Below are 25,455 nucleotides of genomic sequence, written 5' to 3' on the forward strand. Positions count from 1 at the left end.
GCATGCAGAGGCTCGACGCCAGCTGGGACCCGTTCGACGACTATGTGATCGACTTCGCCCTTGCCCGCTTGCGGCAGGGCGAAAGAATTGCGCTGGTGACGCTGTTCTCCATCGACGGCACCTCGCCGCGCCCGCTCGGTGCCCAGATGGCGGTCACCGCGAGCGGCGAAAGCGTCGGTTACCTCTCCGGCGGCTGTCTCGAACGCGCGGTGGTGGCGGAGGCCCAGGAGGCGATGAAGGCAGGCGCCAACCGCCTTGTCCGCTATGGCAAGGGCTCCCGCTTTCTCGACATCCAGCTGCCCTGCGGCAGCGCGATCGAGCTCCATTTCGACGTGACCGCGACGATCGCCGGACTGGAGGCGACCGACCATCAGTACCGCGCCCGCCGCGAGAGCACGGCCGAGATCGGGCCAGCCGACGAAACCGGCCGGGTGCTGATGCGCCATTACCGGCCCCGACTGCGGCTGCTGATCGCCGGGGTGGGGGCGGCGGCGGTGCAACTCATGCTGCTGGGCAGGACAAGCGGCTTCGCCACCGAACTTCTCTCGCCCGACGAGCCGACACGCGCCGCCTGCGCGCGGGAGGGGCTTGTCGCCCGCCCCATCCACGGCAGCGGCCATGCCACCGCATTCTCCGCCGACGCCCGCACCGCCTTCGTGCTGATGTTCCACGATCACGACTGGGAACAGGAGTTCCTCGCGGCGGCATTGGCGAGCGAAGCCTTCTACATCGGCGCGCAGGGCAGCCGGCTGGTGCACGCCTCCCGCCGCCAGCGCCTGCTCGCCGCCGGATTCGGCGCGGCGGCGGTGGCGCGCATCCGCGGGCCAGCCGGCCTGTTCCACGGCGCGAAGCATGCCTATGCCGTCGCGGCCTCGATCCTTGCGGAAATCATCGAAACCGAGCAGCGGTGCTTCCCGTCGCTGGTCTCGCTGGCGCGTGCACCGGCTGAGCGCGCTATTGCGCCGCTCTCGCGGCGGCCGGTGACGTTCGCCCGTAATGGCGGGGCGAACAGCCCATCATCCGCTTGAATGCCGCGCTGAACGCGCTTTCCGATTCGTAACCCACCGCCAGGGCCACCGTCCCCACCGGCTCGCCGCCATTCTCCAGCCGGTCGCAGGCCAGCAGCATCCGCCAGCGGGCGACGTACTGCATCGGCGGCTCGCCCACCGCCTCGCGGAAGCGCAGCGCGAAGGTCGAGCGCGACATGCCGGCCTGCTCCGCCAGCAATTGCAGGGTCCAGCCATGGGCGGGCTCGGCGTGCACCGCCCGGATCGCTGCGCCCAGCTGCCGGTCGGCCAGCGCGGCCAGCCAGCCGACGCCACTGCCGGATTCCAGGTGGACGCGCAGCGCCTGCACCAGCATGAAATGCGCGAGATGCTGCAGCACCAGCGCGTTGCCGGCCTGGCGCTCGCGCAGTTCCTTCATCATCTGTTCGACCGACCAGCGCAGCGCCGCCTGCCCCGCCTGCCCGGTGATATGGACGATCGGCGGCAGCAGCCCCAGCAGCATGTCGGCATGGTGGCCGCCGACACCGAAGCGGCTGCCGACGAGGGCGAATGCGCCGCCGCCATTCAACCGTACCGCACCGCCCCGCCGCGCCGGCGGAAAAATCTGGCCGGCCTGCGTAGCAGGCAGGCTCAGGTCGCTACCCATGCGGAAGGCACGGCCGCTCGGCAGCACGAAACACTCGCCGGCCTCCAGCCGCACCGGCTCATCCACCCCGTCGACGGCAAGCCAGCCGCCACCGGAGACGACGGCGTAGCATTTGATAAGCGCACCCTGGTTGCCGAACTGAACCGCCCAGTCGCCGCCGGCCTCGAAACCGGAGGAAACATAGGCATGCGGCTTCAGCAGGGAGAGCACGTCGGAAAGCGGGTCCATGTCGCTCCGGGGTTCGACAGCGTTGACAATATGCCGAGAAACAACCTTTAGGCCCTTGCCCGTGGCGGATTCTGACCCGCCTACGCCTCGGTACATAGCCGGCTCATCTTATCGAGGTCGCCGGCCGTCGCCGGTACATAGGCCATCAGCCTAAGGTCCGGCCGGCCGTCGATGGCAAAGGAGGAGAACTCGAAGGTGATCTCGCCCACCCTCGCGTGACGAATGGTCTTCGCGCCTTCGCCCGTCGTCCGCACGTCGTTCTCGCTCCACAGGCGGGCGAAATCGGCGCTGCGCGCGGACAGTTCGGCGACGAGTTCGGACGCTCGTGCATCCGCGCCGGCGCGGACGGTCTCCGCCCGAAACGTCGCCACCAGGAACCGTGCGACCGCCTCCCAGTCGCTCTGGGCGGCGCGCGTGGCCGGATCGAGGAACATACGCCGCAGGATGTTGCGCGCCTCGGGCGCCATCGCCTGGTAATCGGCGAGAGCCAGGCGTGCCGCGCGGTTCCAGCCGATGATGTCCCATGTCGCGGTGGCGACGGTGGCCGGGATCATCGGCAAGGCATCGAGAAAGCGCTGCAGCCGCCCGGAAATGCCCTCCTGCGCGGGGGCACCCGCCTTGGGGCGATGGCCGATGCCCACGAGGTACAGATGCTCGCGCTCCGCCTCGGTCAGCAGCAGCGCGCGGGCGAGGCTGTCGAGCACGCGCGGCGAAGGGGCGCCGCCCCTGCCCTGCTCCAGCCAGGTGTACCAGGTGGTGCTGATATGGGCCCGCTGCGCGACTTCCTCGCGGCGCAGGCCCGGCGTGCGGCGGCGGCCGCCGAAACCCAGCGCGGCCGCGTCGAGCCGCTGGCGGCGATCCCGGAGATACGCGCCGAGCCGGTGCATGTCACCGGCATCCTGCAGCATGGTAGTCATTATACCCCTATAAAATCACTACTTTAACTTGATACAGTGTGACGCCTATTCTTCTCCTCGACAAGAAGGAGACGTGTGATGCAAGTATTTGTGACCGGCGCGACAGGTTTTGTCGGCTCCGCCGTAACCGCCGAACTCATCGCAAACGGACATCGCGTTCTGGGCCTCGCGCGCTCGCAACGCGGAGCGTATCAACTCGTCCGCAGGGGCGCGCAGGTGTTGCGCGGCGACCTCGAAGCGCCGGAGACCCTGCGCGAGGGGGCGGAGCGGTGCGACGCCGTCATTCATACGGGCTTCGTCCACGATTTCGCCCGCTTCGCGCATTCCTGCGCCATCGACCGCGCGGCCATCGAGACGATAGGGGCGGCGATCGCCGGCACACAGAAGCCGTTCATCGTCACCGCCGGTCTCGCCGGGCTGGGCATACCGGGCGAGCCGGTGACCGAAGACGTCATCGCCCCGCAGCCCACCGACGCCTATCCACGCGCCTCCGACAGCGCGGCGCGGGCGCTCACCGCGCGCGGCATCCCCACAACGATCATGCGCCTTCCGCCCTCCGTACACGGGCGCGGCGACCACGGCTTCGTGCCGATGCTGATCGACATGGCGCGGCGCCAGGGCCGTTCCGCCTATGTCGGCGAGGGCGACAATGTCTGGCCCGCCGTGCATGTCAGCGACGCGGCCCGTGCCTTCCGCCTCGCCATCGAACAGGGGCCGGGCGCGGAGACGTTCCATGCCGCGGCCGAGGCGGGCATCGCGTTCCGCGAGATCGCCCGCGCCATCGCGGACGGGCTGGACCTGCCCTGCGTCTCGCTCACGGGGGAGGAGGCGCGCGCGCATTTCGGCTGGTTCCTCGGCTTCGCCTCAATGCATCAGCCGGTGTCCAGCGTGTGGACGCAGGAACGCCTGGGATGGAGGCCCACCGGTCCGGGCCTGCTGGACGACATCCGCCACGCCGGTTACGTCGCCGCCGATCCGGTCCCGGCCGGTCTCTAGCGCCGGCGGCGCCCCGCCGCAGTTTGTATCAATTCTTATCAGCAGCTACCGTTGCGACACCTCGCGACAATCGGCAGCGTGGGCGGCACGCTTCTGCGACAGCCCGCGCCTAGCTTTTCCCGGCCGACCAAATCCTGCCGCCCCGTCGCCGGAAGCCCTTCGCTTTCCGGCCCATTCGGCAGTCTCCGTTTCTCCAGCCGGGAGGCCACCATGGTCCAGCTCACCGTCAACGGGCAGACGCACACGGTCGAGGTCGAGCCCGACACGCCGCTTCTCTGGGTCCTGCGCGAGCAGGTAGGCCTGACCGGCACCAAGTTCGGCTGCGGCATCGCCCAGTGCGGCGCCTGCACGGTTCACATTGACGGCGTGGCGACGCGTTCCTGCGTGATGCCGGTCTCGGCTATCGAGGCGGACCAGAAGATCGTCACCATCGAGGGCCTGTCGCCCGACGGCTCGCACCCCGTGCAGAAGGCCTGGCTGGCGCTCGACGTTCCCCAGTGCGGCTATTGCCAGACGGGCATGATCATGGCGGTGGCGAGCCTTTTGGAGACCAACCCGTCCCCGACCGACGACGACATCAACGCCGAGATCACCAATATCTGCCGCTGCGGCACCTATAACCGCGTCCGCGCCGCCATCCACATGGCCGCCGACGGCAAGGCCGGCTGAGGGAGAGCGCCATGAGCATTGTCCAGTCGGTCTCGCGCCGCAATTTCATCGTCGGTTCCGCCGCCAGCATCGGCGGCCTGTCGCTCGGCTTCCATGTGCCCTTCCTGGCGTCGGCCTCGGCGCAGGAGGCGGCGGCGACCCTGCCGCCGGAGATCAATGCCTGGGTGGTGGTGAAGCCGGACGACACCATCGTCATCCGCATCGCCCGCTCGGAAATGGGCCAGGGCACGCTTACCGGCCTCGCCCAGCTCGTCGTCGAGGAACTGGAAGGCGACTGGTCGAAGGTCACGACCGAATATCCGACGCCGGGCGAGAACCTGAAGCGCGACCGCGTCTGGGGCAGCTATTCCACCGGCGGCTCGCGCGGCATCCGCGATTCCCACGATTATGTCCGCAAGGGCGGTGCCGCCGCTCGGCAGATGCTGGTCGCCGCCGCCGCGGAGCGCTGGGGCGTGCCAGCGAGCGAATGCACGGCCGCCAGCAGCGTCATAACCCACACCGCCTCCGGGCGCACGCTGCGCTATGGCGAGGTGGCGGAAGCGGCTGGCCGCCTGACGCCTCCGGCCGAGATCACGCTCAAGGACCCAAAGGACTGGAAGATCGCCGGCAAGCCGCTGCCGCGCCTTGATACGGTGGACAAGCTCACCGGCCGGCAGGTCTATGGCGCCGATCTCAAGCTGCCCGGCATGCTCAACGCCGCCATCAAGGCCTGCCCGGTCTTTGGCGGTACGCTGGCGAGCTTCGAGGCCAATGCCGTCGCCGGCATGCCCGGCGTGAAGAAGGTGGTACGGGTCGATGACCGCTCCGTCGCCGTCGTCGCCGACACCTGGTGGCGGGCCAAGACCGCGCTCGACGCTTTGCCCGTCACCTGGAATGACGGCCCCAACAAGGATCTCTCCAGCGCCGACATAAGCGCGATGCTGGCGGAGGGGCTGGAGGCGGAGGAGGCCTTCGTCGGCAACCGCCAGGGTGACGCCAAGGCGGAGATCGCCCGTATCGCGGCCGCGGGCGGCAAGGTGATCACCGCCACCTACGCCTTTCCCTACCAGAACCACGCCACCATGGAGCCGATGAACGCCACCGCGCGCTGGACGGCGGAGACATGCGAGGTGTGGGTGCCGACCCAGAATGGCGAAGCCAGCCTCGCTGCCGCCGCCGAGGCCGCCGGCCTGCCGGTCGGCCAGTGCGAAGTCTACAAGATCCATCTCGGCGGCGGCTTCGGCCGGCGTGGCAATTTCCAGGATTATGTCCGCCAGTCGGTCAGCATCGCCAAGCAGATGCCGGGCATCCCGGTCAAGCTGTTGTGGAGCCGCGAGGAGGACATGCTGCACGGGGCCTATCACCCCACGACCCAGGCCAAGCTCACCGGCGCGCTGGACGCGGACGGCAACCTCACGGCGCTGCATCTGCGCATTTCCGGCCAGTCCATCCTCGCCGCGGTTCGGCCGGAAGGCATGCAGGGCGGCATGGACCCCGTGGTGTTCCAGGGGCTGACGGCAAGCCTGCCGGAGGGCCACCTCGCCTATACCGTGCCGAACCTGTTGATCGACCACGCCATGCGCAACCCGCCGGTGCCGCCCGGCTTCTGGCGCGGGGTGAACCTCAACCAGAACGCCATCTATGTCGAATGCTTCATCGACGAGCTGGCCCATGCCGCCGGCACTGAGCCGCTCGCCTTCCGCCGCAAGCTGATGGCGAACCACCCGAAGCACCTCGCCGTGCTGGAAGCGGCGGCGAACGGCATCGGCTGGGACACGCCGCCAGCGCCGGGGCGCCATCGCGGCCTTGGCCAGATCATGGGCTTCGGTTCCTATGTCGCCGCCGCCGCCGAGGTCTCGGTGGAGAATGGCGAGCTGAAGATCCACCGCATCGTCGCCGCCACTGATCCCGGCCATGTGGTCAATCCGGCGCAGGTCGAGCGGCAGGTCGAGGGTTCCTTCGTCTACGGCCTCTCCGCCTGCCTCTATGGCGAATGCACGCTGGCCGACGGCCGGATGCAGGAGGAGAACTTCGACACCTACGAGGTGCTGCGCATGGCTGAGATGCCTGACGTGGAAACCATCATGCTGCCCTCTGGCGGGTTCTGGGGCGGGGTGGGGGAGCCGACCATCGCCGTCGCCGCGCCGGCGGTGCTCAACGCGCTGTTCGCCGCCACCGGCAAGCGCTACCGCACCATGCCCTTGAAGAACCACGAGCTTGCCTGATGCGTCTGCTCTCTCTCATGCTGCCGGCGCTAGGACTGTTGACGTCAGCCGTGCCGGCAGACGCTGCGCCACCGCGCGGGGCGGCCTCCTGCTCCGGCTGCCATCCGCGCACGGCGACCAGCGGGCCGGTGCCGAGCCTGAACGGGCAGCCCGCCGACAAGATCGTGACGGACATGGCGGCCTTCCGCTCGGGCGAGCGCCGTTCAACCGTGATGACGCGCATCGCCAAGGGCTTCACCGATGAGGAAATACGGGCCATTGCCGACTATTTCGCCGCCGGCGGCAACGCACCCGCCCAGCCGTAGACGCGTTCTGGGCGGGCTGGCGGCGGGGGTCTGCGCCGCTCTCACCAGCCCTGCCGTGCTCGCCCAGTCGGCCCCCCGCGTGGTGGTGATCGGCGGTGGTTTCGGCGGGGCCAGCCTTGCGCGCGCCCTGAAGCGCGAGGACGCCGGCATCGCCGTGGCGCTGGTGGAACCCAATGCGCATTACACCGCCTGCCCGCTCAGCAATGCGGTGATCGCCGGGCTGCGCGACATGGAGGCACAGCATTTCGGCTATGCCGGCCTCGCCGCCGACGGCATCCATCACGTGTCGCAGAGGGCCGTGCGGGTGGAAGCGGAACACCGGCGCGTCGTGCTCGCCGACGAGGTACGGCTCGGCTATGACCGCCTCGTCGTCGCGCCCGGGATCGAGCTGCGCTTCGACGCCATTCCCGGCTATGACGTCGCGGCCGCCGAACTGATGCCGCATGCCTGGAAGGCCGGCGAGCAGACCCTGCTGCTGCGCCGCCAGCTGGAGGCGATGGAGGATGGCGGGCTGGTGGTCATCTCCGCCCCGGCCAATCCTTTCCGCTGCCCGCCCGGTCCCTATGAGCGGGCGAGCCTGATCGCGCACTACCTCAAAGCCCACAAGCCGCGCTCCAAGCTCATCATCCTCGACGCCAAGGACGCCTTCTCCAAGCAGCGGCTGTTCGAAGCGGGCTGGGCCGCGCTCTACCCCGGCATGATCGAATGGGTCGGCCTCTCCTTTGGCGGCGCAGTGACCGAGGTGGACGCCGCGACCCGCACGCTGCGGACCGAGTTCGGCGAGCACCGCGCGGCGGTGGCCAACGTCATTCCCCCGCAGCGCGCCGGCGCCATCGCCGACATCGCCGGCGTCACGGATCGCAGCGGCTGGTGCCCCATCGACCCCGTCACCTTCGAATCCCGGCTCGTGCCGCATATCCATGTTATCGGCGACGCCGCCATTGGCGGGGCGATGCCGAAATCCGCCTTCACCGCCAATGCCCAGGCCAAGGCGTGCGCCAGCGCCGTCATCGCCCTTCTGCGCGGCCGCGACCCGGGCGAGCCGAAGCTGATCAACACCTGCTACAGTCTGCTGGCGCCGGATTACGGCATTTCCATCGCCGGCGTGTACAGCCCGCAGAATGGGCTGCTCGCGGAAGTGGAGGGCGCCGGAGGGACCTCTCCGCCGGACGCGCCGGGCGCCCTCCGCGCCGAGGAGGCCGCCTATGGCGAAGCGTGGTTCGACACCATCACCGCGGAGGCGTTCGGGTGAGACGGGCGCTCGCGGGTGCCGCTCTCGCATTGTCCGGCGTGGCGGGGAGCGCCGTACGCGCCGACGCTCTGGAGGGTGCCGAACGGGTGCCCTATGTCGTGACAGACGACAGCATTCGCGAACCGCTCGGCGGGCAGCGCGGCGATCCAGCCATGGGGCAGGCGCTGATCGCCGAGCGGCACCGCAGCCTCTGCATCCTGTGTCACGCGGTTCCCGGCGGTGCGATTCAGCTTCAGGGCACGCTGGCGCCGAGCCTTGCCGGCGTCGGCTCTCGGCTCGACGAGGGGCAGATCAGGCTGCGCATCGTCGACATGAAGCGGCTCGACCCGGAGAGCATCATGCCCAGCTACCACGCGCGTGCGACAGGGGCGCGCATCGCGCCGGCCTGGCAAGGCAAGCCGGTGCTCGGGGCGGCCGAGATCGAGCATCTGGTCGCCTATCTCTTGACCCTCAAGGAGTGAGCCCATGAAAGCGCCCACGATCCGAGAGCGCGCGATACGGGAACCCGCCGGCGGCCCCTCGCTTGGCCGCCGCGCCGTGCTGGCCGGCGGCATCGGCATTCTGGTCATGGCGCTGCCGCTGCGGGCACTGGCGCGGCCCTCGCTGGCAGAAGCCGTCGCCGGCTTCACCGGCGGCGCGCCGGTCAATGCCGGCCGGGTGACGCTCACCGTTCCGCCGCTGGTGGAGAACGGAAATGCGGTCGGCGTCACCGTCGCGGTCGAGAGCCCGATGACCGAGGCCGCTTTTGTCCGCCGCATCGGCCTGTTCAACGAGAAGAACCCTCAGGCCGATGTCGCGATCTTCCATCTCGGCCCGCGCAATGGCCGCGCCCGCATCGCCACCCGCATCCGCCTCGCCACTTCGCAGACCCTCGTGGCCGTCGCCGAGCTGAGCGACGGCAGCTACTGGTCGAGCGAAGCCAATGTCATCGTCACCCTCGCCGCCTGCATCGAGGATTTGTCATGACCCGCGCCCTCGTCAGCGTGCCGGAGACCGCGAAAAAGGGCGAGATCGTCGACATCAGAGCGATGATCGCCCACCCCATGGAAACCGGCTACCGCATGGGGCCGAACGGGGTCGAAATCCCCCGGCGCATCATCACCCGCCTCACATGCACCTATGGCGGGGAGGAGGTGTTCGCGGCCGAGTTCTTCCCCGCCATGTCGGCCAACCCGTTCGTGTCATTCAGTCTCGTCGCGGCGGAAAGCGGCACGGTTTCGTTTGCCTGGACCGACGACGAGGGGCGGACCGAAACGGCCAGCGCCGAGATCGTGGTGAGCTGATGCGCCGGCCGGCCGCGAGCCTGCTCGCCCTCGCCTTCCTCGCCGGCCCGGCGATGGCGCAGGGCCTCGCGCCGGAAGAGCGGCGTTCCGGGGCCGCCTTCATGGGCCCGCAGACGCAGGCGATGCAGGCGGACGATTCCGCCAATCCCGGCATGCTCTGGGTACTGCAGGGGGGCGGGCTGTGGGAGCAGCCGGGCGCGTCCGGCCCCTCCTGCGCCGGCTGCCACGGTCCGGCGGCGGAGAGCATGCGCGGCGTCGCCGCCCGCTATCCCGCCCTCGACGCTTCCGGCGGACGCCCCATCGATGTCGCCGGCCGCGTCAATCAGTGTCGCACGCAGCGACAGGGCGCGCCGGCGCTGGCGCGGGAGAGCGAGGAGCTGCTTGCTCTCACCACCTTCGTCACGCACCAGTCGCGCGGTCTGCCGGTCGCGCCGCCGGCCGAGCCCCGGCTCGATGTTTATCGCGAGGCCGGGCGGCAGATGTTTTCCAGCCGCATGGGCCAGCTCGACCTGTCCTGCGCCGACTGCCACGAGGACAACTGGAACCAGCGTCTGGCCGGCAGCGCCGTCACCCAGGCGCACCCGACCGGCTATCCGCTTTACCGTCTGGAATGGCAGGGCATCGGCTCGCTTCAGCGCCGCATGCGAAACTGCATGATCGGCGTGCGCGCCGAGCCTTTCGCGGCGGGCTCCGAGGAGTTCATCGCGCTGGAGCTTTATCTCATGCAGCGCGCCGCCGGCATGGAGATCGAAACGCCGGCCGTGCGGCCATAGTCAGAAGCGGGCGGGCAACATCACTCCGCCGGCGTGCGGGCGCCGATGGGAAGGCCGGGCCGACGCGACGCGCGCACCGGGCCTTTCGCTTCCGGCCCGGCGAGAGCGGCGTGGGGCAGGCTGATGGTGGCGCGCAGGCCGTGGCCGGTATTGGCAAGGGTGATGTCGCCGCCATGATGGCGCACCATGTTGCGTGAGATCGACAGGCCGAGGCCGATGCCGCCGGTTTCGCGGTTGCGCGAATGCTCCAGGCGGAAGAACGGCTCGAACACCTTCTCGGCGATGTCGGCGGGAATGCCCGGCCCGTCATCCTCGATCACGATCTCGATCGCCTGCGGCGTCGTGCGCAAGGCAACACGGGCGCGCTCGCCATAGCGCACCGCATTCTCCACCAGATTGCGCACCGACCGCTTCAGCGCGTCCGGCCGGCAGCGATAGCTGATCTTCGGCCCTTCGGCACAGGCGACCTCGTAGCCGATCTCCACAAGGTCGTCGCACAGGCTGCCCACCAGCGCGGTGAGATCGACATTGCGCGTGACCTCCTCGGTCGCCTGCTCGCGCGAGAAGGCCAGCGTCGCCTCGGTCATGGCGCGCAGCTCGTCCAGCGTGTCGAGCATCTTCTCGCGCGTCTCGTCATCGGCAACGAACTCCGCCCGCAGCCGCAGCGAGGTGATCGGCGTGCGCAGATCATGCCCGATCGCCGCCAGCATGCGGGTACGGTCCTCGACGAAGCGCTGCAGCCGCGACTGCATGAGGTTGAACGCCACGGCCGTGTGACGCAGGTCGTCCGGCCCCTTCTCCTCCAACGGCGCGACGCTTTCGCCCCGCCCCAGCGCTTCCGCCGCCGCGGCGAGGCGCCGCATGGGCTTGGTCATGGTGCGGGCGATGAAGACCGCGCAGAGCGAGAGCACGATCGCCGTCACCGCCAGCGAGATCAGCGAGCGGGTGGTCCACATGCTGTTCGCCATCTTCTTGGAGAAGGCGCTGTTGAGCCAGGACCCGTCCTTCAGCTGCACGGCGAGGCCGAGGCCGGTGGTGTCGCCCCAATACATGAATTTGGCCGCGCGCGAGAGCGGCCACGCATGGGCGGGCAGGTCGAGCCAGCTGGTGTAGGGCGCGCCGCTCGACGGACCTGCCGAGGCACCAGCCGTGCTCAGCGGCTGCGGGGCGAGCGCCGGGACAGGCGCCGGAGCCGAAGCGGTCTCCCGCGACCCCGCCTCGCTGCCGGCGAGATTAGCCAGGGTCGGCAGCGGTTCGGAGAGGCGCTTCTTGGCCTCGCGGCGCCAGCTCTCGACATCCCCGGGAAAGGCCGGGGTCACCCAGAAGCGCGTGTAGCTGGTGCCGCTCGCCTGCAAGATGTCGGCCTGCACGGCGGGCGGGGTGGTCTCCAGCACCTGTGCCACCGAGGCGCTGCGGCTGAGGAATTCGGCCTTGGCCGTGCGCAGCAGCACGCCGCCCATCTCGTCGGTGAACAGAAAGAAGCTGATGCCCTGCGACACCGCGAGCGCCAGCAGCACCACCGCGACGAAGCGGGCCGTTAGGCTGCGGTTCCACACCCTGATCATTGCCCCTCCACCTCGGCCGAGAAGCTGTAGCCGCCGCCCCAATGCGTCTTGATCAGCACGGGCGATTTCGGATCGGTCTCGATTTTCTTGCGCAGCCGGCTCACCTGGTTGTCGATGGCGCGGTCGAACGGCTCCGCGCTGCGTCCGACGGTAAGGTCGAGCAACTGGTCGCGGCTCAGCACCAGCCCGGCATGGTCGAGGAAAACGCTCAGCAGCCGGAACTCGGCCGTGCTCAGCGGAACGGCGAGCCCGTCCGGATCGATCAGCTCGCGGCGTCCGACATTCAGCGCCCAGCGGTCGAAGCGCAACTCCTTGGCCTTCAATTGCCCGCGCTGCGGCGGCAGGCTCTGCACCCGCCGCAGCACCGCCTTGATCCGGGCAAGCAGTTCGCGCGGGTTGAACGGCTTGGAGAGATAGTCGTCGGCCCCCAGCTCCAGCCCGACGATGCGGTCAGTCTCTTCCGCCATCGCCGTGAGCATGATGACCGGAAGCTGCGTGGATTCCCTGAGATAGCGGCAGAGCGAGAGCCCGTCCTCGCCGGGCATCATCACGTCGAGCACCACGAGGTCGAAGGCGTTACGCTCCATCAGCCGGCGGAACGCGGCAGCGTTCTCCGCCAGCGAGGTGCGGTAACCGTGCCGGTGCAGATATTTACCGACGAGATCGCGAATGTCGCGATGGTCGTCGACGATGGCGATGTGCGGTACGGCGTCCATAGTTAAGCTCCACGCCCTTTACATACCGCCATCGCCCTTTGCCCGCTGGGAAAAATTGTAACAAAGCGTATAGCGCCGATGGGTTGCGACAGCCGGAGACAATTGACGGTCTCTTGCGAAGAATTTCTGCGACATCTTCCGCCTATCTTGGCTTCATCGGACGACGGCAAGCCGCCGCTGCGTCAGACACCTGAGTAAAATCAATTACTAATTCAGTTTAGACGTATTACCCTGCGCGCCGATAAATTGGAGCAGGAGACAGAGCAACAGGAGATACTATCATGACCAAGTTCAACTGGAAGATGACCCTCACCGCCACCATTCTTTCTCTTTCTGCCGCTGGCCTGGTCAACACGGCTTTGGCCGATGGGCGGGACCCGGTGGAGAAGGCCGGCTACGGCGCCGCCGTCCGCAGTTCCAGCGAGGCGCGGACCAATGGCGGTGCCACCGGGCCGGTGGTCGAAGGTCGCAACGCCTATGTCAGCGAGCCATCGACCCAGAATGTCGAGCCCTACATCCAGCGCCAGATCGAGCAGAACATTCGCTCCACCCGCTGAGAGCATCGCTATCTGTGAGTGGAGGGCGCGGGCCGGAAGGTCGGCGCCCTTCGCGCGTCCTGTCCCGGGGATCCAGCGCTCCCGCCTCGTACCGCTGAAAAGTCTGGGTGGCCGGGTCAAGCCCGGCCATGAACGTATCTGGCGCCCTGTTCCTCCCAAACAACGTCGTCCTGAGGTGCCCGGCCAGCGGCCGGGCCTCGAAGGATGGTGCCCATCGGCCGGCCTTCCAGCCGCCCTCATCCCCGGGCTTGACCCCGGGGACCCAGCCTTCCCACTAGCGCCCGCCCAAAGCCGGGTGGCCGGGTCAAGGCCGGTCCTGAGGGCACAGCGGGCAGCAGGCGTATGAGGTCGCGCCCGTTCCCGCGCAGGGCAACAGGCTGTATAGCCCTGCGCATGCCGCCGCCCCTCTCGCCCCTCCCCATCGACGACGCCCTGCCGGAACTCACCGCCGCCCTGCGCGTGGGCACGGCGGCCGTGCTTGTCGCCCCGCCGGGCGCGGGCAAGACCACACGGGTGCCGCTGGCGCTGCTCGGCGAGCCCTGGGTGGCGGGGCGGAAAATCCTTGTGCTGGAGCCGCGCCGCCTCGCCGCCCGCGCCGCCGCCACCCGCATGGCGCAGACGCTGGGCGAGGAGGCCGGGCAGACGGTCGGCTACCGCGCCCGCTTCGGCTCGAAGATCGGGCGCACCACCCGCATCGAGGTCATCACCGAAGGCATCTTCACCCGCATGATGCTGGATGACCCGGAGCTTTCCGATGTCGCCGCCGTGCTGTTCGACGAGTTCCACGAGCGCAGCCTCGACGCCGATCTCGGCCTCGCTCTGGCCCTCGACGCGCAAGGCGCGCTGCGCGAGGATTTGCGGCTCTTGGTGATGTCCGCCACGCTGGACGGTGCCCGCGTCGCCCGCCTTCTCGCCGGCGCGCCGGTCATCGAAAGCGTCGGCCGCGCCTTCCCGGTGGCAACCCGCTATGCCGGCCGCCTGCCCGGTGCGCCAGTGGAGCGGCAGATGGCCGATCTCATCGCCCGCACGCTGCGCGAGGAGACGGGCTCGCTGCTCGCCTTCCTGCCCGGCGCGTCTGAGATCCGCCGCACCGAGCGCTTTTTGCGTGAGACGGTCCACGACCCCGCGCTCGACATCGCCCCGCTCTACGGCGCTCTCCCCCCGGCCGAGCAGGACCGCGCCATCGCCCCGGCGCCCAAAGGCCGGCGCAAGGTGGTGCTCGCCACCTCCATCGCCGAGACCAGCCTCACCATTGAGGGGGTGCGCGTCGTCATCGACAGCGGCCTCGCCCGGGTCCCCCGCTTCGAGCCCGGCGTCGGCCTCACCCGGCTGGAAACGGTGCGGGTGTCGCGCGCCGCCGCCGACCAGCGGCGCGGCCGCGCCGGGCGCACGGAGCCGGGCGTGTGCCTGCGGCTGTGGAGCGAGCCGGAAACCGCGAGCCTGCCGGCCTTCGCCACCCCGGAAATTCTCGCCGCCGACCTCTCCCGCCTCGTGCTCGACCTCGCCGTGTGGGGCGTGCGCGATCCCGCCAGCCTCGCCTTTCTCGATCCGCCGCCCGCCCCGGCGGTGAAGGAGGCGAAGGCGCTGCTCACGTCGCTCGGCGCCTTCGACGCCGACGGGCAGGTGAGCCCGCTCGGCCGCGCCATGGCCCGGCTGCCGCTGGAACCGCGCCTCGCCCGCATGGTGATCGAGGGCGCGCGACGCGGCGCGGGGGAAGAGGCGGCGCGCATCGCCGCCCTCGTTTCCGAGCGCGGGCTCGGCGGCGACGCCCCCGACCTCGCGCACCGGCTGATGGACTTTTCCCGCGACCGCTCCCGCCGGGCGGAAGAGGCGCGCCGTCTGGCGGAGCGCTGGGCCGGCGAGGCGGAACGGCAGGTGGCGGGGACGCGCGGGGCCGGGACGCGAAGGGCGGGCGAGGCGCCCTCGCCCGCCGTGCTGCTGGCGCTGGCCTTCCCGGACCGGGTGGCGCGCGGGCGCGGCGACGGGCGGCGCTTCGTGCTGGCGAATGGCCGTGGCGCGGCGATCGACCCCGCCGCCGCGCTCGCCCGCGCCCGCTTCCTCGCCATCGCCGAACTCACCGGAACGGCGGACGAGGCCCGCATCCTGCTCGCCGCCGAGCTGACCGAGGCGGAGATCGAGGCCGAGTTCGGCGACGCGATCACCGAGGGGGTGGAAACCGCCTTCGATGCCGCCTCGGGCGCGCTGCGCGCCCGCCACATCCGCCGGCTCGGCGCGCTGGTGCTGGCCGAGCGCACCGCGCCGCTCAAACCGGGACCGGAGACCGCGCGGGCGCTGGCCCATGCCGCCGCCGCGCGCGGGCTGGAGCGGCTCGCCTGGTCCGACGCGCAGCGGCAATGGCTGGACCGTGCGCGCTTCCTCCACGCCAGCGCACCCGATCTCTGGCCGGACCTCGGCTGGGAGACTCTGGCGGCCACGGCCGAGGACTGGCTGGCCCCGGCGCTGGACGACATCACCTCGCTCGGCGCGCTTGATGCCGACCGGCTCGGCCGCGCCCTGTCCGGCCTGCTGCCGTGGGAGTTGTCGCGCGGCATGGAAGCGGCGGCGCCCACCCATTACGAGGTGCCGACCGGCTCGCGCCTGCCCATCGACTACGCGGCCGAGGGCGGGCCGACGCTGCATGTGCGGGTGCAGGAGCTGTTCGGCCTCACCACCCACCCCAGCATCGCCGGCGGGCGGGTGCCGCTGATCCTGTCGCTGCTCTCCCCCGCGCACCGGCCGATCCAGCTCACCCGCGACCTGCCGGCCTTCTGGGCCGGCTCCTGGCGGGATGTGCGCGCGGAGATGCGCGGCCGCTACCCGCGCCACCCCTGGCCGGAAGACCCGGCGCAGGCCGAGCCGACAAGGCGGGCGAAGCCGCGCGGCTAGAGCACGTTCCGATCTGATCGCATCGCAATCCGATCGGTAAAACGTTCTCTATCAATATTTTAGAGACTGATTCACCGATCGGGTTGATTCAACCTGATCGGATCAGGCTCTGAGTTCCCCGCCGCGACGAAGTATTAACCATGCCGTTCCGGCAAACATTAACCACAGACCAAGAGGAGCGCCGCGCAAGGCTGGCTTTAACGCGTGGTCAAGGTGTGAGGCGCAAGCTGACCTCACAACAAAATCTGTCCCAAGACAGATGTCACGTGGATGATTGCAAGCAGAGACAGGCCCATGCGCGAAATGGTGGAACGGGAAATGGTCGGGCAGTCGATGGCGTCGCGCCGTCGCACCGCCGTCGCACGCCGCCCCCAGGGCACAGGCCTTGAATATGGCCTGATCGCCGCCGCGCTCGCGGTCGCCATCGTCACCGTCGTCGTCGGCGTCGGCACCCGCTATGGCGGGCTGCCGACGGCCACGTCGGCGGTCTCGGTCGATGTCATGGTGCGCTGAAGGCGAGGCTTAGCCCAGCAGCGGCGCCCGCCGGCGCGGCACCACGGCGCGCTGCACCAGCAGCTTGTCGACGCGCCGTCCGTCCATGTCCACCACCTCGAAGCGCCAGCCCATGGATTCGAAGGCGGCGCCCTCCTGCGGCAGCGCCTTCAGCTCATGCAGCACCAGGCCGGCGGCGGTGTGGAAGCCGGCGTCCTGCGGCAGTTGGATGCCGAGCACCTCGGCGAGTTCGTCCACCGGCGTGGAGCCGGCGACGAGATAGCTGCCATCGGCCCGCTCCACCACATCGGGCTTGGCAAGGCCGGCCTCATCCAGCACCACCGTGCCGGCGATGGCGTCGAGCAGGTCGGCCGGGGTGAGGATGCCGACCATCGAGCCATATTCGTCCACGACAAGCGCCAGCGGCGATTCCGCGTGGCGCAGCACCTTCATCGCGTCGAGCGCGCCGGCGGTCTCCACCAGCACGGCGGCGGGCTTCACCAGGCGGCGCGGGTCGGGCGTCTCGCCATTGAGATAGGCTTCGAGCAGGTCGCGAATGTCGATGACGCCGACGCTCTCCTCCGGCGTGCCCTCGCAGGCCGGCATGCGGGTGTGGCGGGTTTCGCGGATGGTCTGGCGCACCGCGTCGGGGTCGTCGGTGAGGTCGATCCAGTCGACATCGGTGCGCGGCGTCATCACCGCCCGCACCGGCCGGTCGGCGAGGCGCATCACGCCCGCGATCATCTTGCGCTCGTCGGGGTCGATGACGCCCGCCGTCTCCGCCTCCATCACGATGGCGCGGATTTCCTCGTCGGTGACGTTGTTCTCCTCGCCCTTGCCGTGCTCGCCGAGCAGGCGCAGCACGAGGCGGGAGGAAATGTCGAGCAGCCACACCGCCGGCGCGCCGATGCGGGCCAGCATCACCATGCCCGGCGCCACCAGGCTCGCGAGCTTTTCCGGGCTCTGCAAGGCGAGGCGCTTGGGGATGAGTTCGCCGATGATCAGCGAGATATAGGTGATCGCCGCCACGACCAGCGAATAGCCGAGGCCGCCGGCAAGGCCGGGCGACATGCCCTGTTCCTGCAGCCATTCGCCCAGCATGGTGCCGAGCGTGGCGCCGGAGAAGGCACCGGCGAGAATGCCGATCAGCGTGATGCCGATCTGCACGGTGGAGAGGAAGCGGCCGGGATCGGCGGCGAGCTGCAGCGCCATGCGGGCGCCGTGGGAGCCGCCATCGGCCATGGAGCGCAGGCGGGCCGGGCGGGCGGAAACGACGGAAAGCTCGGCCATGGCGAGCACGCCATTGATCAGGACGAGCAGGACGACAACGGCGATTTCAAAAAGGGGCATTGGCTCGGTTTGACAATCACGAATGGGAGAGATGTAGCACGAACGCCGTCCTTCGCCATGTGGGCGCCAACAGGGCGCCATGTGCTGAACCGTCGAACGGCGCCGAACGCGCTGTTTGACGCCCGCCGCGCGGGCGCCTAGAAGCGCCGTGACCCCTCCCCTGCCGCCGGCGGAACCGCTATGTCCTTCAACAGTTTCGGCCATCTCTTCCGCGTCACCACCTTCGGCGAGAGCCATGGGCCCGCCATTGGCGGGGTGATCGATGGCTGCCCGCCCGGCATCCGCTTCCGGCTGGAGGAGGTGCAGGCCGCGCTCGACCGCCGCCGGCCCGGCCAGTCGCGCTTCACCACCCAGCGGCGCGAGCCGGACGAGGTGCGCATCCTCTCCGGCACGCTGGCGGAGGAAGACGGCACGCTCCTTTCCACCGGCACGCCGATCGCCTTCCTCATCGAGAATGTCGACCAGCGCTCCAAGGATTATTCGGCGATTTCCGAGAGCTATCGCCCCGGCCATGCCGATTATGCCTATGACGTGAAATACGGCCTGCGCGACCATCGCGGCGGCGGGCGCTCCTCCGCGCGCGAAACGGCGGTGCGCGTCGCCGCCGGCGCCATCGCCGCCAAGGTGCTGCCTGATATGACCATCACCGGCGCGCTGGTGCAGATGGGCGAGATCGGCATCGACCGGGCGAACTGGGACAGCGCGGAGATCGGCCGCAACCCGTTCTTCTGCCCGGACGCGCAGGCGGCCGCGCGCATGGCGGACTATCTCGACGGCATCCGCAAATCCGGCTCCTCGGTCGGCGCGGTGATCGAGGTGGTGGCGGAAGGCGTGCCGCCGGGCCTTGGCGCCCCGCTCTATGGCAAGCTCGACGCCGATCTCGCGGCGGCGCTGATGAGCATCAACGCGGTGAAGGGCGTGGAGATCGGCGAGGGCTTCGCCAGCGCCACGCTGACCGGCGAGGACAATGCCGACGAGATGCGCATGGGCAATGACGGCCGCCCGGTCTTCCTCGCCAACCACGCCGGCGGCATTCTCGGCGGCATTTCCACCGGCCAGCCGGTGGTGGTGCGCTTCGCGGTCAAGCCCACCTCCTCCATCCTCACCCCGCGCCGCACGGTGACGCGCCATGGCGAGGATGCGGAGATCGTCACCAAGGGAAGGCACGACCCCTGCGTCGGCATCCGCGCCGTGCCGGTGGGCGAGGCGATGGTGGCCTGCGTGCTCGCCGACCATTTCCTGCGCCATCGCGGCCAGGTGGGCACCCCGCCGGCCTGGCCGTTCCCGCGCTGAGGCTGGCCGGCGGCGCCCTCACGACGCCACAGAAGGGTTGAAGCTGGAGGTTGCAGAGGTCGCGTTACTCGCCGACACTGCGACGGTGCCGGGTTGCGGCTGCGCCCCCTCAAACGGTGCCCTCTGGGAGTATCGACCCATGCGAAGGCTCCTCAAGCTGAGTGCCCTGCTGCTTCCCCTCGGCTGGATTTTTCTTGTTGCGTTTATCGTCAAGTTTTCCTTCTTCCGGGACACATATGAAGCTCTCTGGGAGGAGCGGCACCAGATGATCGATGCCCGCTCCGACAGGAGCAGCACGGGAAAGACCTTTGAAGAGATCTACTACGACATGCAGGAAGCGGAGCGTGAATATCTTCTGGCACTTGAAGGCTTGGCTATTCTGGGGATACTCCCGGCATTTTTCGTTTATTTTCTAGTTTCGCTCTCCACCCTACGTTCACGCCGATAGTATTCAGAAGGTCTTCAGCCGCGGGGATCTTCATCGCCGAGAAAGCCGAAGGTTCAGGCGTGCGACTGAGGTCGTCATCCCGGCCGGAGCGCAGCGAAGAGCCGGGATCGCTCGCCATTTCCGCACGATCCCGGATCGGCCTGACGGCCGTCCGGGATCGTACGGGAACAGGAGGCGGCCACGGCATCCACGCCCGATCTCATCAAGGAATAAAATCCTAGACACCTCCCATTTTCTCTGCCATCCTTGCCCCACCTCATCCCGACGAAGGGGGCGCAACCGGAGCGACCGGCTCGCGCGGGATGGGCGGCGGTGGCCGGGCGGCGGGGATAACGCACCCCAAGGCCCGGCGGCCCAAGCCATGCGTCCCCGGTCGGTCTTCCCACCGGCCACGGGGCGACGCGCGCCGACCCGTCCGCAAGGGCGCGCCGGCGCGTCAAGCACCCCACAGGGGAGGATAGAAAGCGACAGTCCTCCCGGGCGCGCATGGAGCAAGCCTAGAAACACCGCGTTGCGGGGCGCCGGAGGCGGCGCGTCGGACGGTTGAAGACCTGCTTGCACCACCTTTTCACACACGGTGCAGGCGACCGCCGGGGTTTCCGCCCCGGCGCCCCGCACGCCCCTTGTCGGGGCGGCAGGCGACGTGCCGGCCCGCAGCCCCGCGCCCGAACCGGCGACGGGGTGCTTTAGGCTGCCCGCCATGTCGGGCTCGATCACGCCTCGTTTTCAGTATTACTGAAAGTCCCGCATCTTTTCATTGCGGACGAAAGCCGGACGGCCTAGCCTGTCGGTCATGAAACTCGCGGACTGGCTCACCACCTCAGGCACGACCAAGAGCGCTTTCGCGCGCGCCGTCGGCCTGTCGCCCGCCAGCATCACCGCGCTGTGCAAGGACGAGACGGCCTGGATTTCCCGGGAAGCGGGCGCGCGCATCGCCGCCGCCACCGGCGGCGCGGTGACGCCGAACGATTTCCTCGGGCTGGCGAGCGTGGAAGCGACCTTCATGAGCGATAATCTGCAGGCCCGCGTCGAAGCGGCCATCGAAGCCTTTGCCCGTGGCGAGATGCTCGTCGTCACCGACGACGACGACCGCGAGAACGAAGGCGACCTCATCGTCGCCGCCCAGTTCGCGACGGCGGAAAAGCTCGCCTTCATCGTGCGCCACACCTCGGGCATCGTCTGCACCCCGCTCACCGCCGAGCACGCCAAGCGGCTGCGGCTCAACCCGATGGTGACGGATAACGACGCCCCCCACGCCACCGCCTTCACCATCTCGGTGGATTACCGCCACGGCACCACCACGGGCATTTCCGCCGAAGACCGCACCGCCACCGTGCGCGGCCTCGCCAACCCCAATGCCGGCGCGGTGGATTTCGTGCGGCCCGGCCACATTTTCCCGCTCATCGCTCGGGATGGCGGCGTGCTCATGCGCTCCGGCCACACCGAGGCGGCGGTGGATCTGTGCCGCCTCGCCGGGCTGGAGCCGGTCGGCGTCATCTGCGAGCTGGTCAACGACGACGGCACGGTGATGCGCGGGCCGAAGGTCACGGACTTCGCCACCGCGCACAAGCTCACCCGCATCTCGGTGGCCGATCTCATCGCCTATCGCCAGCTGCGCGAGAAGCTGGTGAGCCGCACCGCCGAATTCGCCGCCCCCACCATCGTCGGCGACATGCACGCCATTTCCTATGTCACGCCGTTCGAGCCGGTGAACCATATCGCGCTCGTCTACGGCAAGATCGGCGACGGGCGCGACGTGCTGGTGCGGCTGCACCGGGCCGACCCGATCGGCGACGTGTTCACCGGCGGCAAGGCGCTGCGCGCCTCGCTGGAGCGCATCAAGGCGGAAGGGCGCGGCGTGCTGGTCTATCTGCGCGACGGCACGACGGGCGTGCCGGTCTCCACCGTCGGCGGCGAGGACAAGGTCGAAAGCGCCAAGCTGCGTGACCAGAACTGGCGCGAGGTCGGCCTCGGCGCGCAGATCCTGCGCGATCTCGGCATCTCGTCGATACGGCTGCTGGCGTCGCGCGCCCGCACCTATGTCGGCGTCGCCGGCTTCGGCATCGAAATCCTCGGCACGGAGATGCTGGACGGCTGACGGCGGCCGCTACCCCGGTAGCGAACGCTCACGCGAACGGCATCGCCCGGCCGCCTCTGCCTGCACTTTCGGCTTCTGGCCGGGCAAGGCTCGTGTCACCATCGTGACGACGCGTCTCTGACACGTCGAGACCCGTCAAGGACGGAGGTCGCGATGGCGTGCATGCGTGCCTTTGCCGCCCTGGTCGCGGCCTTTCTGGGTGTGAGCGCGCCGGCGATCGCCCGCGCCGACACGATGGTGGATGTCGAGTTGGTGCTGGCGGTCGACGTGTCCTACTCCATGGACCTCGACGAACTCGCCTTGCAGCGCGAGGGCTATATCGCCGCCGTCACCTCGCCGGAATTCCTCAATGCGCTGCGGCTCGGCCCGCATGGCCGCGTCGCCATTGCCTATGTCGAATGGGCGGGGGCGGATGAGCAGAAGCTGGTGGTGGACTGGACGCTGATCGGCAGCCCCAGCGAGGCCCGCGCCTTCGCCGACGCGATCAGTCGGGCGCCTTTGCGGCGCGTCTACCGCACCTCCATTTCCAGCGCCATGACCTTCGGTGCCGACCTGATGGACGGCAACGGCATTCGCGGCCTGCGGCGGGTGATCGACATTTCCGGCGACGGTACCAATAATCAGGGGCCGCTGGTGGACGTGACCCGCGACGCGGTGGTGGCGCGCGGCATCACCATTAACGGCCTGCCGCTGATGCTGAAGGAGTCCGGCGGCTCGCTGCTCGATATTGGCGACCTCGACATTTATTACGAGGACTGCGTGATCGGCGGGCCGGGGGCTTTTGTCATTCCCGTGCGCGGCACGCACGAATTCGCCGACGCCATCAAGACCAAGCTGGTGCTGGAAATCGCCGGCGTCCGCCCGCCCCCCGCGCCGCTTGTGCGGCACGCCTCCGCCGCCGAGCCGCGCGTGTCCTGCTCCATCGGCGAGCGCATGTGGATGGAACGCTGGGGTAACTGACGCCGCTCAGCGCCGAAAAACCCCCACCAGCTCCACATGCGAGGAATAGAGGAACTGGTCGACCGGGGTGACGCGCTCCAGCCGGTAGCCGCCCTCGGTGAGGATCTGCGCGTCGCGCGCGAAGGTGGTCGTGTCGCAGGACACGCCGATCACCAGCGGCACCGCGCTCGCCGCCAATTGGCGCGCCTGCGCCTCCGCCCCCTGGCGCGGGGGATCGAACACCGCGACATCCACGCCTTTCATCTCCTGCGCCAGCAGCGGCCGGCGGAACAGGTCCCGCACCTCGCCGGCCAGCGGTTTGAGCCCGGCGACCCCGCGCACCGCTTTGTTCAGCGCCTCGATGGCGGGAGCGGAAGATTCATAGGCCGTCACCCGCACCCGCTCGGCCAGACGCAGGGCGAAGGTGCCGACGCCGGAGAACAGGTCCACCGCCCGCGCCGCGCCGCGTACGCCATCGACCGCTTCCATGACCAACCGCGCCAGCGCCGCCTCCCCCGCCGCCGTCGCCTGCAGGAACGACCCCGGCGGCAGCGCCACCCGCGCCCGACCCATGGTGAGCAGCGGCGGCTCGCGCTGCAGCACCAGTTCGCCATGGCGGGTAAGGCGCGCCAGCCGGTGCGCACCCGCGATCTGCGCCAGAGCGGCGACGCGGTCCGGCTTCAGCGGGCCGCTGCCGCGCACATCCATGTCCAGCCCGGTTTCGGTCGCCGTCACCTGGATGTCGAGCGGCTTGGCCAGCGGCACCAGTTCCTGCGCCACCGCCCACGCCGCCGCCAGCGCACCGTCGAGTCCCGGCGCCAGAATGGGGCAGGCGTCGATGGCCACCACCGCGTGGCTGCGCCGTCCGGCAAAGCCGACCGCCAGCGTGTCACGCCCTTTCGGCGCACTACCGCCCGTGCCACGCGCGTGGAAGGTCGCCCGGCGGCGCCCTTCGCCATGCGCGGGGAGCAGTGGCGCCACCTCGGTGGAAATCCCCGCCCGCGCCAGCGCCTCGACCACAAGGCCGCGTTTCCAGGTTTCATAGGGCGCCGGCGCCCAGTGCTGGAGCGCGCAGCCGCCGCACAGACCGACATGCGGGCAGATCGGCTCCACGCGCTCCGAGCTTGGGATGCGGATGGCGAGCAGCCGCGCGCGCTCGTGCTCGCGCGCCACCTCCACCCTTTCGCCGGGCAAGGTCAGCGGCACGAAAACCTGCCCCTCCGATGTGTCGGCAATACCGTCACCACGGTGACCCAGGCGGTCGATATCCAGCGTGACGACGTTCATGCGGGAAACAGCTCCATCATGCATCATAGGTTATTATGTATTTAGCTCATTATCTCGCTACAAAGATGATCAGCGATCACCCAAAACTCATGGTTTCGCGAAGAGACTCATGTATTTTAGCCGCGGCTGATTCCAACATTGTAGATGGACAGTCATTTTTACTTAGCACATGCACATAATAATAAGTATCCAAATCCAGGAAGAGGGGAAACGTATGTCGCTTGTTTCGGCTCTGGCCATCAGTGTCGGCGTCCTTGGGGGCGTCGCCACCTGGCTGTTTCTCGGCCCGCTGGCCGGGGGTCTGCAGATCTGGGCCGCCTTCATCGCCTGGGCCTGCTACTTCCATTGCGGTGGCAAGGAAGCCGGGCTTAAGGCAACGGTACTGGCGAACATCGCTGGCGCCGTCATGGCCTGGCTGACGCTTCTGGCCGTCAGCCGCGGCGGGCTTGGCGAGACGCTCGGCCTGCCCGTGTGGGCCGGCCTCTGCGTCGGCGTCGGCGTGCTGGTGATGATTCTGCTCGGCCATCTCCCGGCCTTCGCCGCCATTCCGGCGATGGTCTATGGCTTCGCCGCGACGGCAGGCTACGCGCTGCTCACCACCGACGGGCTTGCCAACCTCACGGCCGCCGGCCTCGCCAACCCGCTGGCGACCATCGTGCTGTCGATGATCGTCGGTGCCGCCTTCGGCTATCTCTCGGAGAAACTTGCCGGGATGCTGGTCGCCAGCGGCGGCCAGACGCGCCGGGCCTGAGCGGTAGCGCTCTCCGGGGTGAGGCGCGGACGGTTTCACGCCGCCCGCGCCGCCACGAGCAGATACTCCTCATTGCCGTCGCCGCCGAGGATCGGGGAAGCCAGACGCTGCAAAATCTCCCAGCCATGATCCTGCAACAGCGCGATGGTCCGCTCGGCCGCATCGGCGCGAGCGCCCGCATCCCTCACGATCCCGCCCTTTGACAGCTTGTCGCGTCCCACCTCGAATTGCGGCTTCACCAGCACGACCAGACGCGCGGCCGGGGCCGCATGCCGCAGCACCGCCGGCAGAACCTGCTGCAACGAGATGAACGACACGTCGATAGTGATCATCCCGGCGGGCGGCACCGCTCCGGGAGAGAGGCCACGTATGTCGGTGCCTTCCAGCGACACCACCCGGGGATCGTCCCGCAGTCGTGGGTGCAATTGGCCATGGCCGACATCCACCGCATGCACACGCGCTGCCCCGCGCGCCAGCAGCACCTGAGTGAAGCCGCCAGTTGATGCGCCTACGTCGAGCGCCTCCACGCCGTCGACGGAAAGTCCCGCCGCGTCCAGTGCCGCCTCCAGCTTCAATCCCGCCCGCGACACCCATTCATAGGCTTCGCGCGCCTCGATAGCGGCATCGGCGGCGATGGTTTCCGAAGCCTTGGCGACCGGCTTGCCGGCGGCGGTGACGAGCCCGGCGGCAATGGCCGCCTGCGCCCGGGCGCGGCTGTCGAAGAAGCCTCGCGCCACCAGCACGCGATCGGCGCGGTCCCGGCCGGCGGGAGGGGAAGGGGGCGACACCATGC

The 25,455-nt window shown here is 69.2% G+C and carries 25 protein-coding genes; 18 read left to right on the forward strand and 7 right to left on the reverse strand.

Annotation, left to right across the window (positions count from 1 at the left end):
- Window positions 1–2: 2 nt before the first annotated feature.
- Window positions 3–1,028: an XdhC family protein gene (locus ACO07Z_RS10040; RefSeq protein WP_421698593.1), complete on the forward strand. Its 1,026-nt coding sequence runs from the start codon at window positions 3–5 to the stop codon at window positions 1,026–1,028.
- Here the strand turns inward: ACO07Z_RS10040 and ACO07Z_RS10045 are convergent.
- The gene (locus ACO07Z_RS10045; protein WP_421698594.1) at window positions 955–1,881 is read right to left on the reverse strand and encodes an AraC family transcriptional regulator; all 927 of its coding nucleotides are present in this window, start codon (window positions 1,879–1,881) and stop codon (window positions 955–957) included. The two genes, ACO07Z_RS10040 and ACO07Z_RS10045, sit on opposite strands and share 74 nt — an antisense overlap.
- Window positions 1,882–1,961: 80 nt before the next feature.
- The gene (locus ACO07Z_RS10050) at window positions 1,962–2,789 is read right to left on the reverse strand and encodes a helix-turn-helix transcriptional regulator (protein ID WP_421698595.1); all 828 of its coding nucleotides are present in this window, start codon (window positions 2,787–2,789) and stop codon (window positions 1,962–1,964) included.
- Between the two features lie 87 nt (window positions 2,790–2,876).
- On the opposite strand from ACO07Z_RS10050, the gene ACO07Z_RS10055 reads away from it, so the two are divergent.
- The 9 genes from ACO07Z_RS10055 (at window position 2,877) to soxA (ending at window position 10,280) form a co-directional block, all read left to right on the forward strand.
- Complete coding sequence (locus tag ACO07Z_RS10055; RefSeq protein ID WP_421698596.1) at window positions 2,877–3,794, forward strand: SDR family oxidoreductase; 918 nt, start codon at window positions 2,877–2,879, stop codon at window positions 3,792–3,794.
- 210 nt (window positions 3,795–4,004) lie between these two features.
- A complete protein-coding gene (locus ACO07Z_RS10060; RefSeq protein ID WP_421698598.1) occupies window positions 4,005–4,463 on the forward strand; it encodes a (2Fe-2S)-binding protein in 459 nt (152 codons plus the stop codon).
- A gap of 11 nt (window positions 4,464–4,474) precedes the next feature.
- Window positions 4,475–6,667 (forward strand): molybdopterin cofactor-binding domain-containing protein, encoded by a 2,193-nt coding sequence (locus ACO07Z_RS10065; protein WP_421698599.1) that lies wholly within the window; start codon window positions 4,475–4,477, stop codon window positions 6,665–6,667.
- Complete coding sequence (locus ACO07Z_RS10070) at window positions 6,667–6,972, forward strand: c-type cytochrome (protein WP_421698600.1); 306 nt, start codon at window positions 6,667–6,669, stop codon at window positions 6,970–6,972. Before ACO07Z_RS10065 ends, ACO07Z_RS10070 begins: the two co-directional genes overlap by 1 nt.
- Window positions 6,973–6,979: 7 nt before the next feature.
- Window positions 6,980–8,224 carry an FCSD flavin-binding domain-containing protein gene (locus ACO07Z_RS10075; RefSeq protein ID WP_421700787.1) on the forward strand — a complete coding sequence of 415 codons (1,245 nt, stop codon included), beginning with the start codon at window positions 6,980–6,982 and terminating at the stop codon, window positions 8,222–8,224.
- The gene (soxX, locus tag ACO07Z_RS10080; RefSeq protein ID WP_421698601.1) at window positions 8,221–8,685 is read left to right on the forward strand and encodes a sulfur oxidation c-type cytochrome SoxX; all 465 of its coding nucleotides are present in this window, start codon (window positions 8,221–8,223) and stop codon (window positions 8,683–8,685) included. The genes ACO07Z_RS10075 and soxX overlap by 4 nt, the downstream gene beginning before the upstream one ends.
- Before the next feature lie 4 nt (window positions 8,686–8,689).
- On the forward strand, window positions 8,690–9,190 hold the full coding sequence (locus ACO07Z_RS10085; RefSeq protein ID WP_421698602.1) for a SoxY-related AACIE arm protein: 501 nt from the start codon (window positions 8,690–8,692) through the stop codon (window positions 9,188–9,190).
- Window positions 9,187–9,507, forward strand: a complete 321-nt coding sequence (gene soxZ / locus ACO07Z_RS10090; protein WP_421698603.1) for a thiosulfate oxidation carrier complex protein SoxZ — start codon at window positions 9,187–9,189, stop codon at window positions 9,505–9,507. The genes ACO07Z_RS10085 and soxZ overlap by 4 nt, the downstream gene beginning before the upstream one ends.
- Window positions 9,507–10,280 carry a sulfur oxidation c-type cytochrome SoxA gene (gene soxA / locus ACO07Z_RS10095; protein WP_421698604.1) on the forward strand — a complete coding sequence of 258 codons (774 nt, stop codon included), beginning with the start codon at window positions 9,507–9,509 and terminating at the stop codon, window positions 10,278–10,280. Before soxZ ends, soxA begins: the two co-directional genes overlap by 1 nt.
- A gap of 20 nt (window positions 10,281–10,300) precedes the next feature.
- On the opposite strand, the gene ACO07Z_RS10100 is transcribed toward soxA, so the two are convergent.
- Window positions 10,301–11,845, reverse strand: coding sequence for a sensor histidine kinase (locus tag ACO07Z_RS10100; RefSeq protein WP_421698605.1), 1,545 nt, complete (start codon window positions 11,843–11,845; stop codon window positions 10,301–10,303).
- Window positions 11,842–12,561, reverse strand: coding sequence for a response regulator (locus ACO07Z_RS10105; RefSeq protein WP_421698606.1), 720 nt, complete (start codon window positions 12,559–12,561; stop codon window positions 11,842–11,844). The genes ACO07Z_RS10100 and ACO07Z_RS10105 overlap by 4 nt, the downstream gene beginning before the upstream one ends.
- Window positions 12,562–12,842: 281 nt before the next feature.
- Here ACO07Z_RS10105 and ACO07Z_RS10110 point away from each other — a divergent pair, with 281 nt between their 5' ends.
- From ACO07Z_RS10110 to ACO07Z_RS10120, 3 genes are all read left to right on the forward strand, one after another.
- The gene (locus ACO07Z_RS10110) at window positions 12,843–13,118 is read left to right on the forward strand and encodes a hypothetical protein (RefSeq protein WP_421698607.1); all 276 of its coding nucleotides are present in this window, start codon (window positions 12,843–12,845) and stop codon (window positions 13,116–13,118) included.
- A 393-nt stretch (window positions 13,119–13,511) separates the two neighbouring features.
- Window positions 13,512–16,004, forward strand: a complete 2,493-nt coding sequence (hrpB, locus tag ACO07Z_RS10115) for an ATP-dependent helicase HrpB (RefSeq protein ID WP_421698608.1) — start codon at window positions 13,512–13,514, stop codon at window positions 16,002–16,004.
- Between the two features lie 294 nt (window positions 16,005–16,298).
- Entirely contained in the window at window positions 16,299–16,517 is a 219-nt protein-coding gene (locus ACO07Z_RS10120) for a hypothetical protein (RefSeq protein WP_244379257.1), read from the forward strand.
- Between the two features lie 9 nt (window positions 16,518–16,526).
- Here ACO07Z_RS10120 and ACO07Z_RS10125 read toward each other — a convergent pair whose 3' ends face one another.
- On the reverse strand, window positions 16,527–17,846 hold the full coding sequence (locus tag ACO07Z_RS10125; protein ID WP_421698609.1) for a hemolysin family protein: 1,320 nt from the start codon (window positions 17,844–17,846) through the stop codon (window positions 16,527–16,529).
- Between the two features lie 180 nt (window positions 17,847–18,026).
- Between ACO07Z_RS10125 and aroC the strand changes: the two genes are divergently transcribed.
- The 4 genes from aroC (at window position 18,027) to ACO07Z_RS10145 (ending at window position 22,645) form a co-directional block, all read left to right on the forward strand.
- A complete protein-coding gene (gene aroC, locus ACO07Z_RS10130) occupies window positions 18,027–19,139 on the forward strand; it encodes a chorismate synthase (protein WP_421698610.1) in 1,113 nt (370 codons plus the stop codon).
- A 139-nt stretch (window positions 19,140–19,278) separates the two neighbouring features.
- Entirely contained in the window at window positions 19,279–19,587 is a 309-nt protein-coding gene (locus ACO07Z_RS10135) for a hypothetical protein (RefSeq protein ID WP_421698611.1), read from the forward strand.
- 793 nt (window positions 19,588–20,380) lie between these two features.
- Entirely contained in the window at window positions 20,381–21,685 is a 1,305-nt protein-coding gene (gene ribB, locus ACO07Z_RS10140; RefSeq protein ID WP_421698612.1) for a 3,4-dihydroxy-2-butanone-4-phosphate synthase, read from the forward strand.
- Window positions 21,686–21,838: 153 nt separating this feature from the next.
- Entirely contained in the window at window positions 21,839–22,645 is an 807-nt protein-coding gene (locus ACO07Z_RS10145) for a DUF1194 domain-containing protein (protein ID WP_421698613.1), read from the forward strand.
- Between the two features lie 6 nt (window positions 22,646–22,651).
- On the opposite strand, the gene ACO07Z_RS10150 is transcribed toward ACO07Z_RS10145, so the two are convergent.
- Window positions 22,652–23,911, reverse strand: a complete 1,260-nt coding sequence (locus ACO07Z_RS10150) for a class I SAM-dependent RNA methyltransferase (protein ID WP_421698614.1) — start codon at window positions 23,909–23,911, stop codon at window positions 22,652–22,654.
- 214 nt (window positions 23,912–24,125) lie between these two features.
- Here ACO07Z_RS10150 and ACO07Z_RS10155 point away from each other — a divergent pair, with 214 nt between their 5' ends.
- The gene (locus ACO07Z_RS10155) at window positions 24,126–24,662 is read left to right on the forward strand and encodes a DUF1097 domain-containing protein (protein WP_421698615.1); all 537 of its coding nucleotides are present in this window, start codon (window positions 24,126–24,128) and stop codon (window positions 24,660–24,662) included.
- Window positions 24,663–24,697: 35 nt separating this feature from the next.
- Here the strand turns inward: ACO07Z_RS10155 and ACO07Z_RS10160 are convergent, their stop codons facing one another.
- The gene (locus tag ACO07Z_RS10160) at window positions 24,698–25,453 is read right to left on the reverse strand and encodes a TlyA family RNA methyltransferase (RefSeq protein WP_421698616.1); all 756 of its coding nucleotides are present in this window, start codon (window positions 25,451–25,453) and stop codon (window positions 24,698–24,700) included.
- Window positions 25,454–25,455 lie beyond the last annotated feature (2 nt).

The sequence above is a fragment of the Ancylobacter sp. genome (genome assembly GCF_965229075.1).
Classification (GTDB): Bacteria; Pseudomonadota; Alphaproteobacteria; order Rhizobiales; family Xanthobacteraceae; genus Ancylobacter.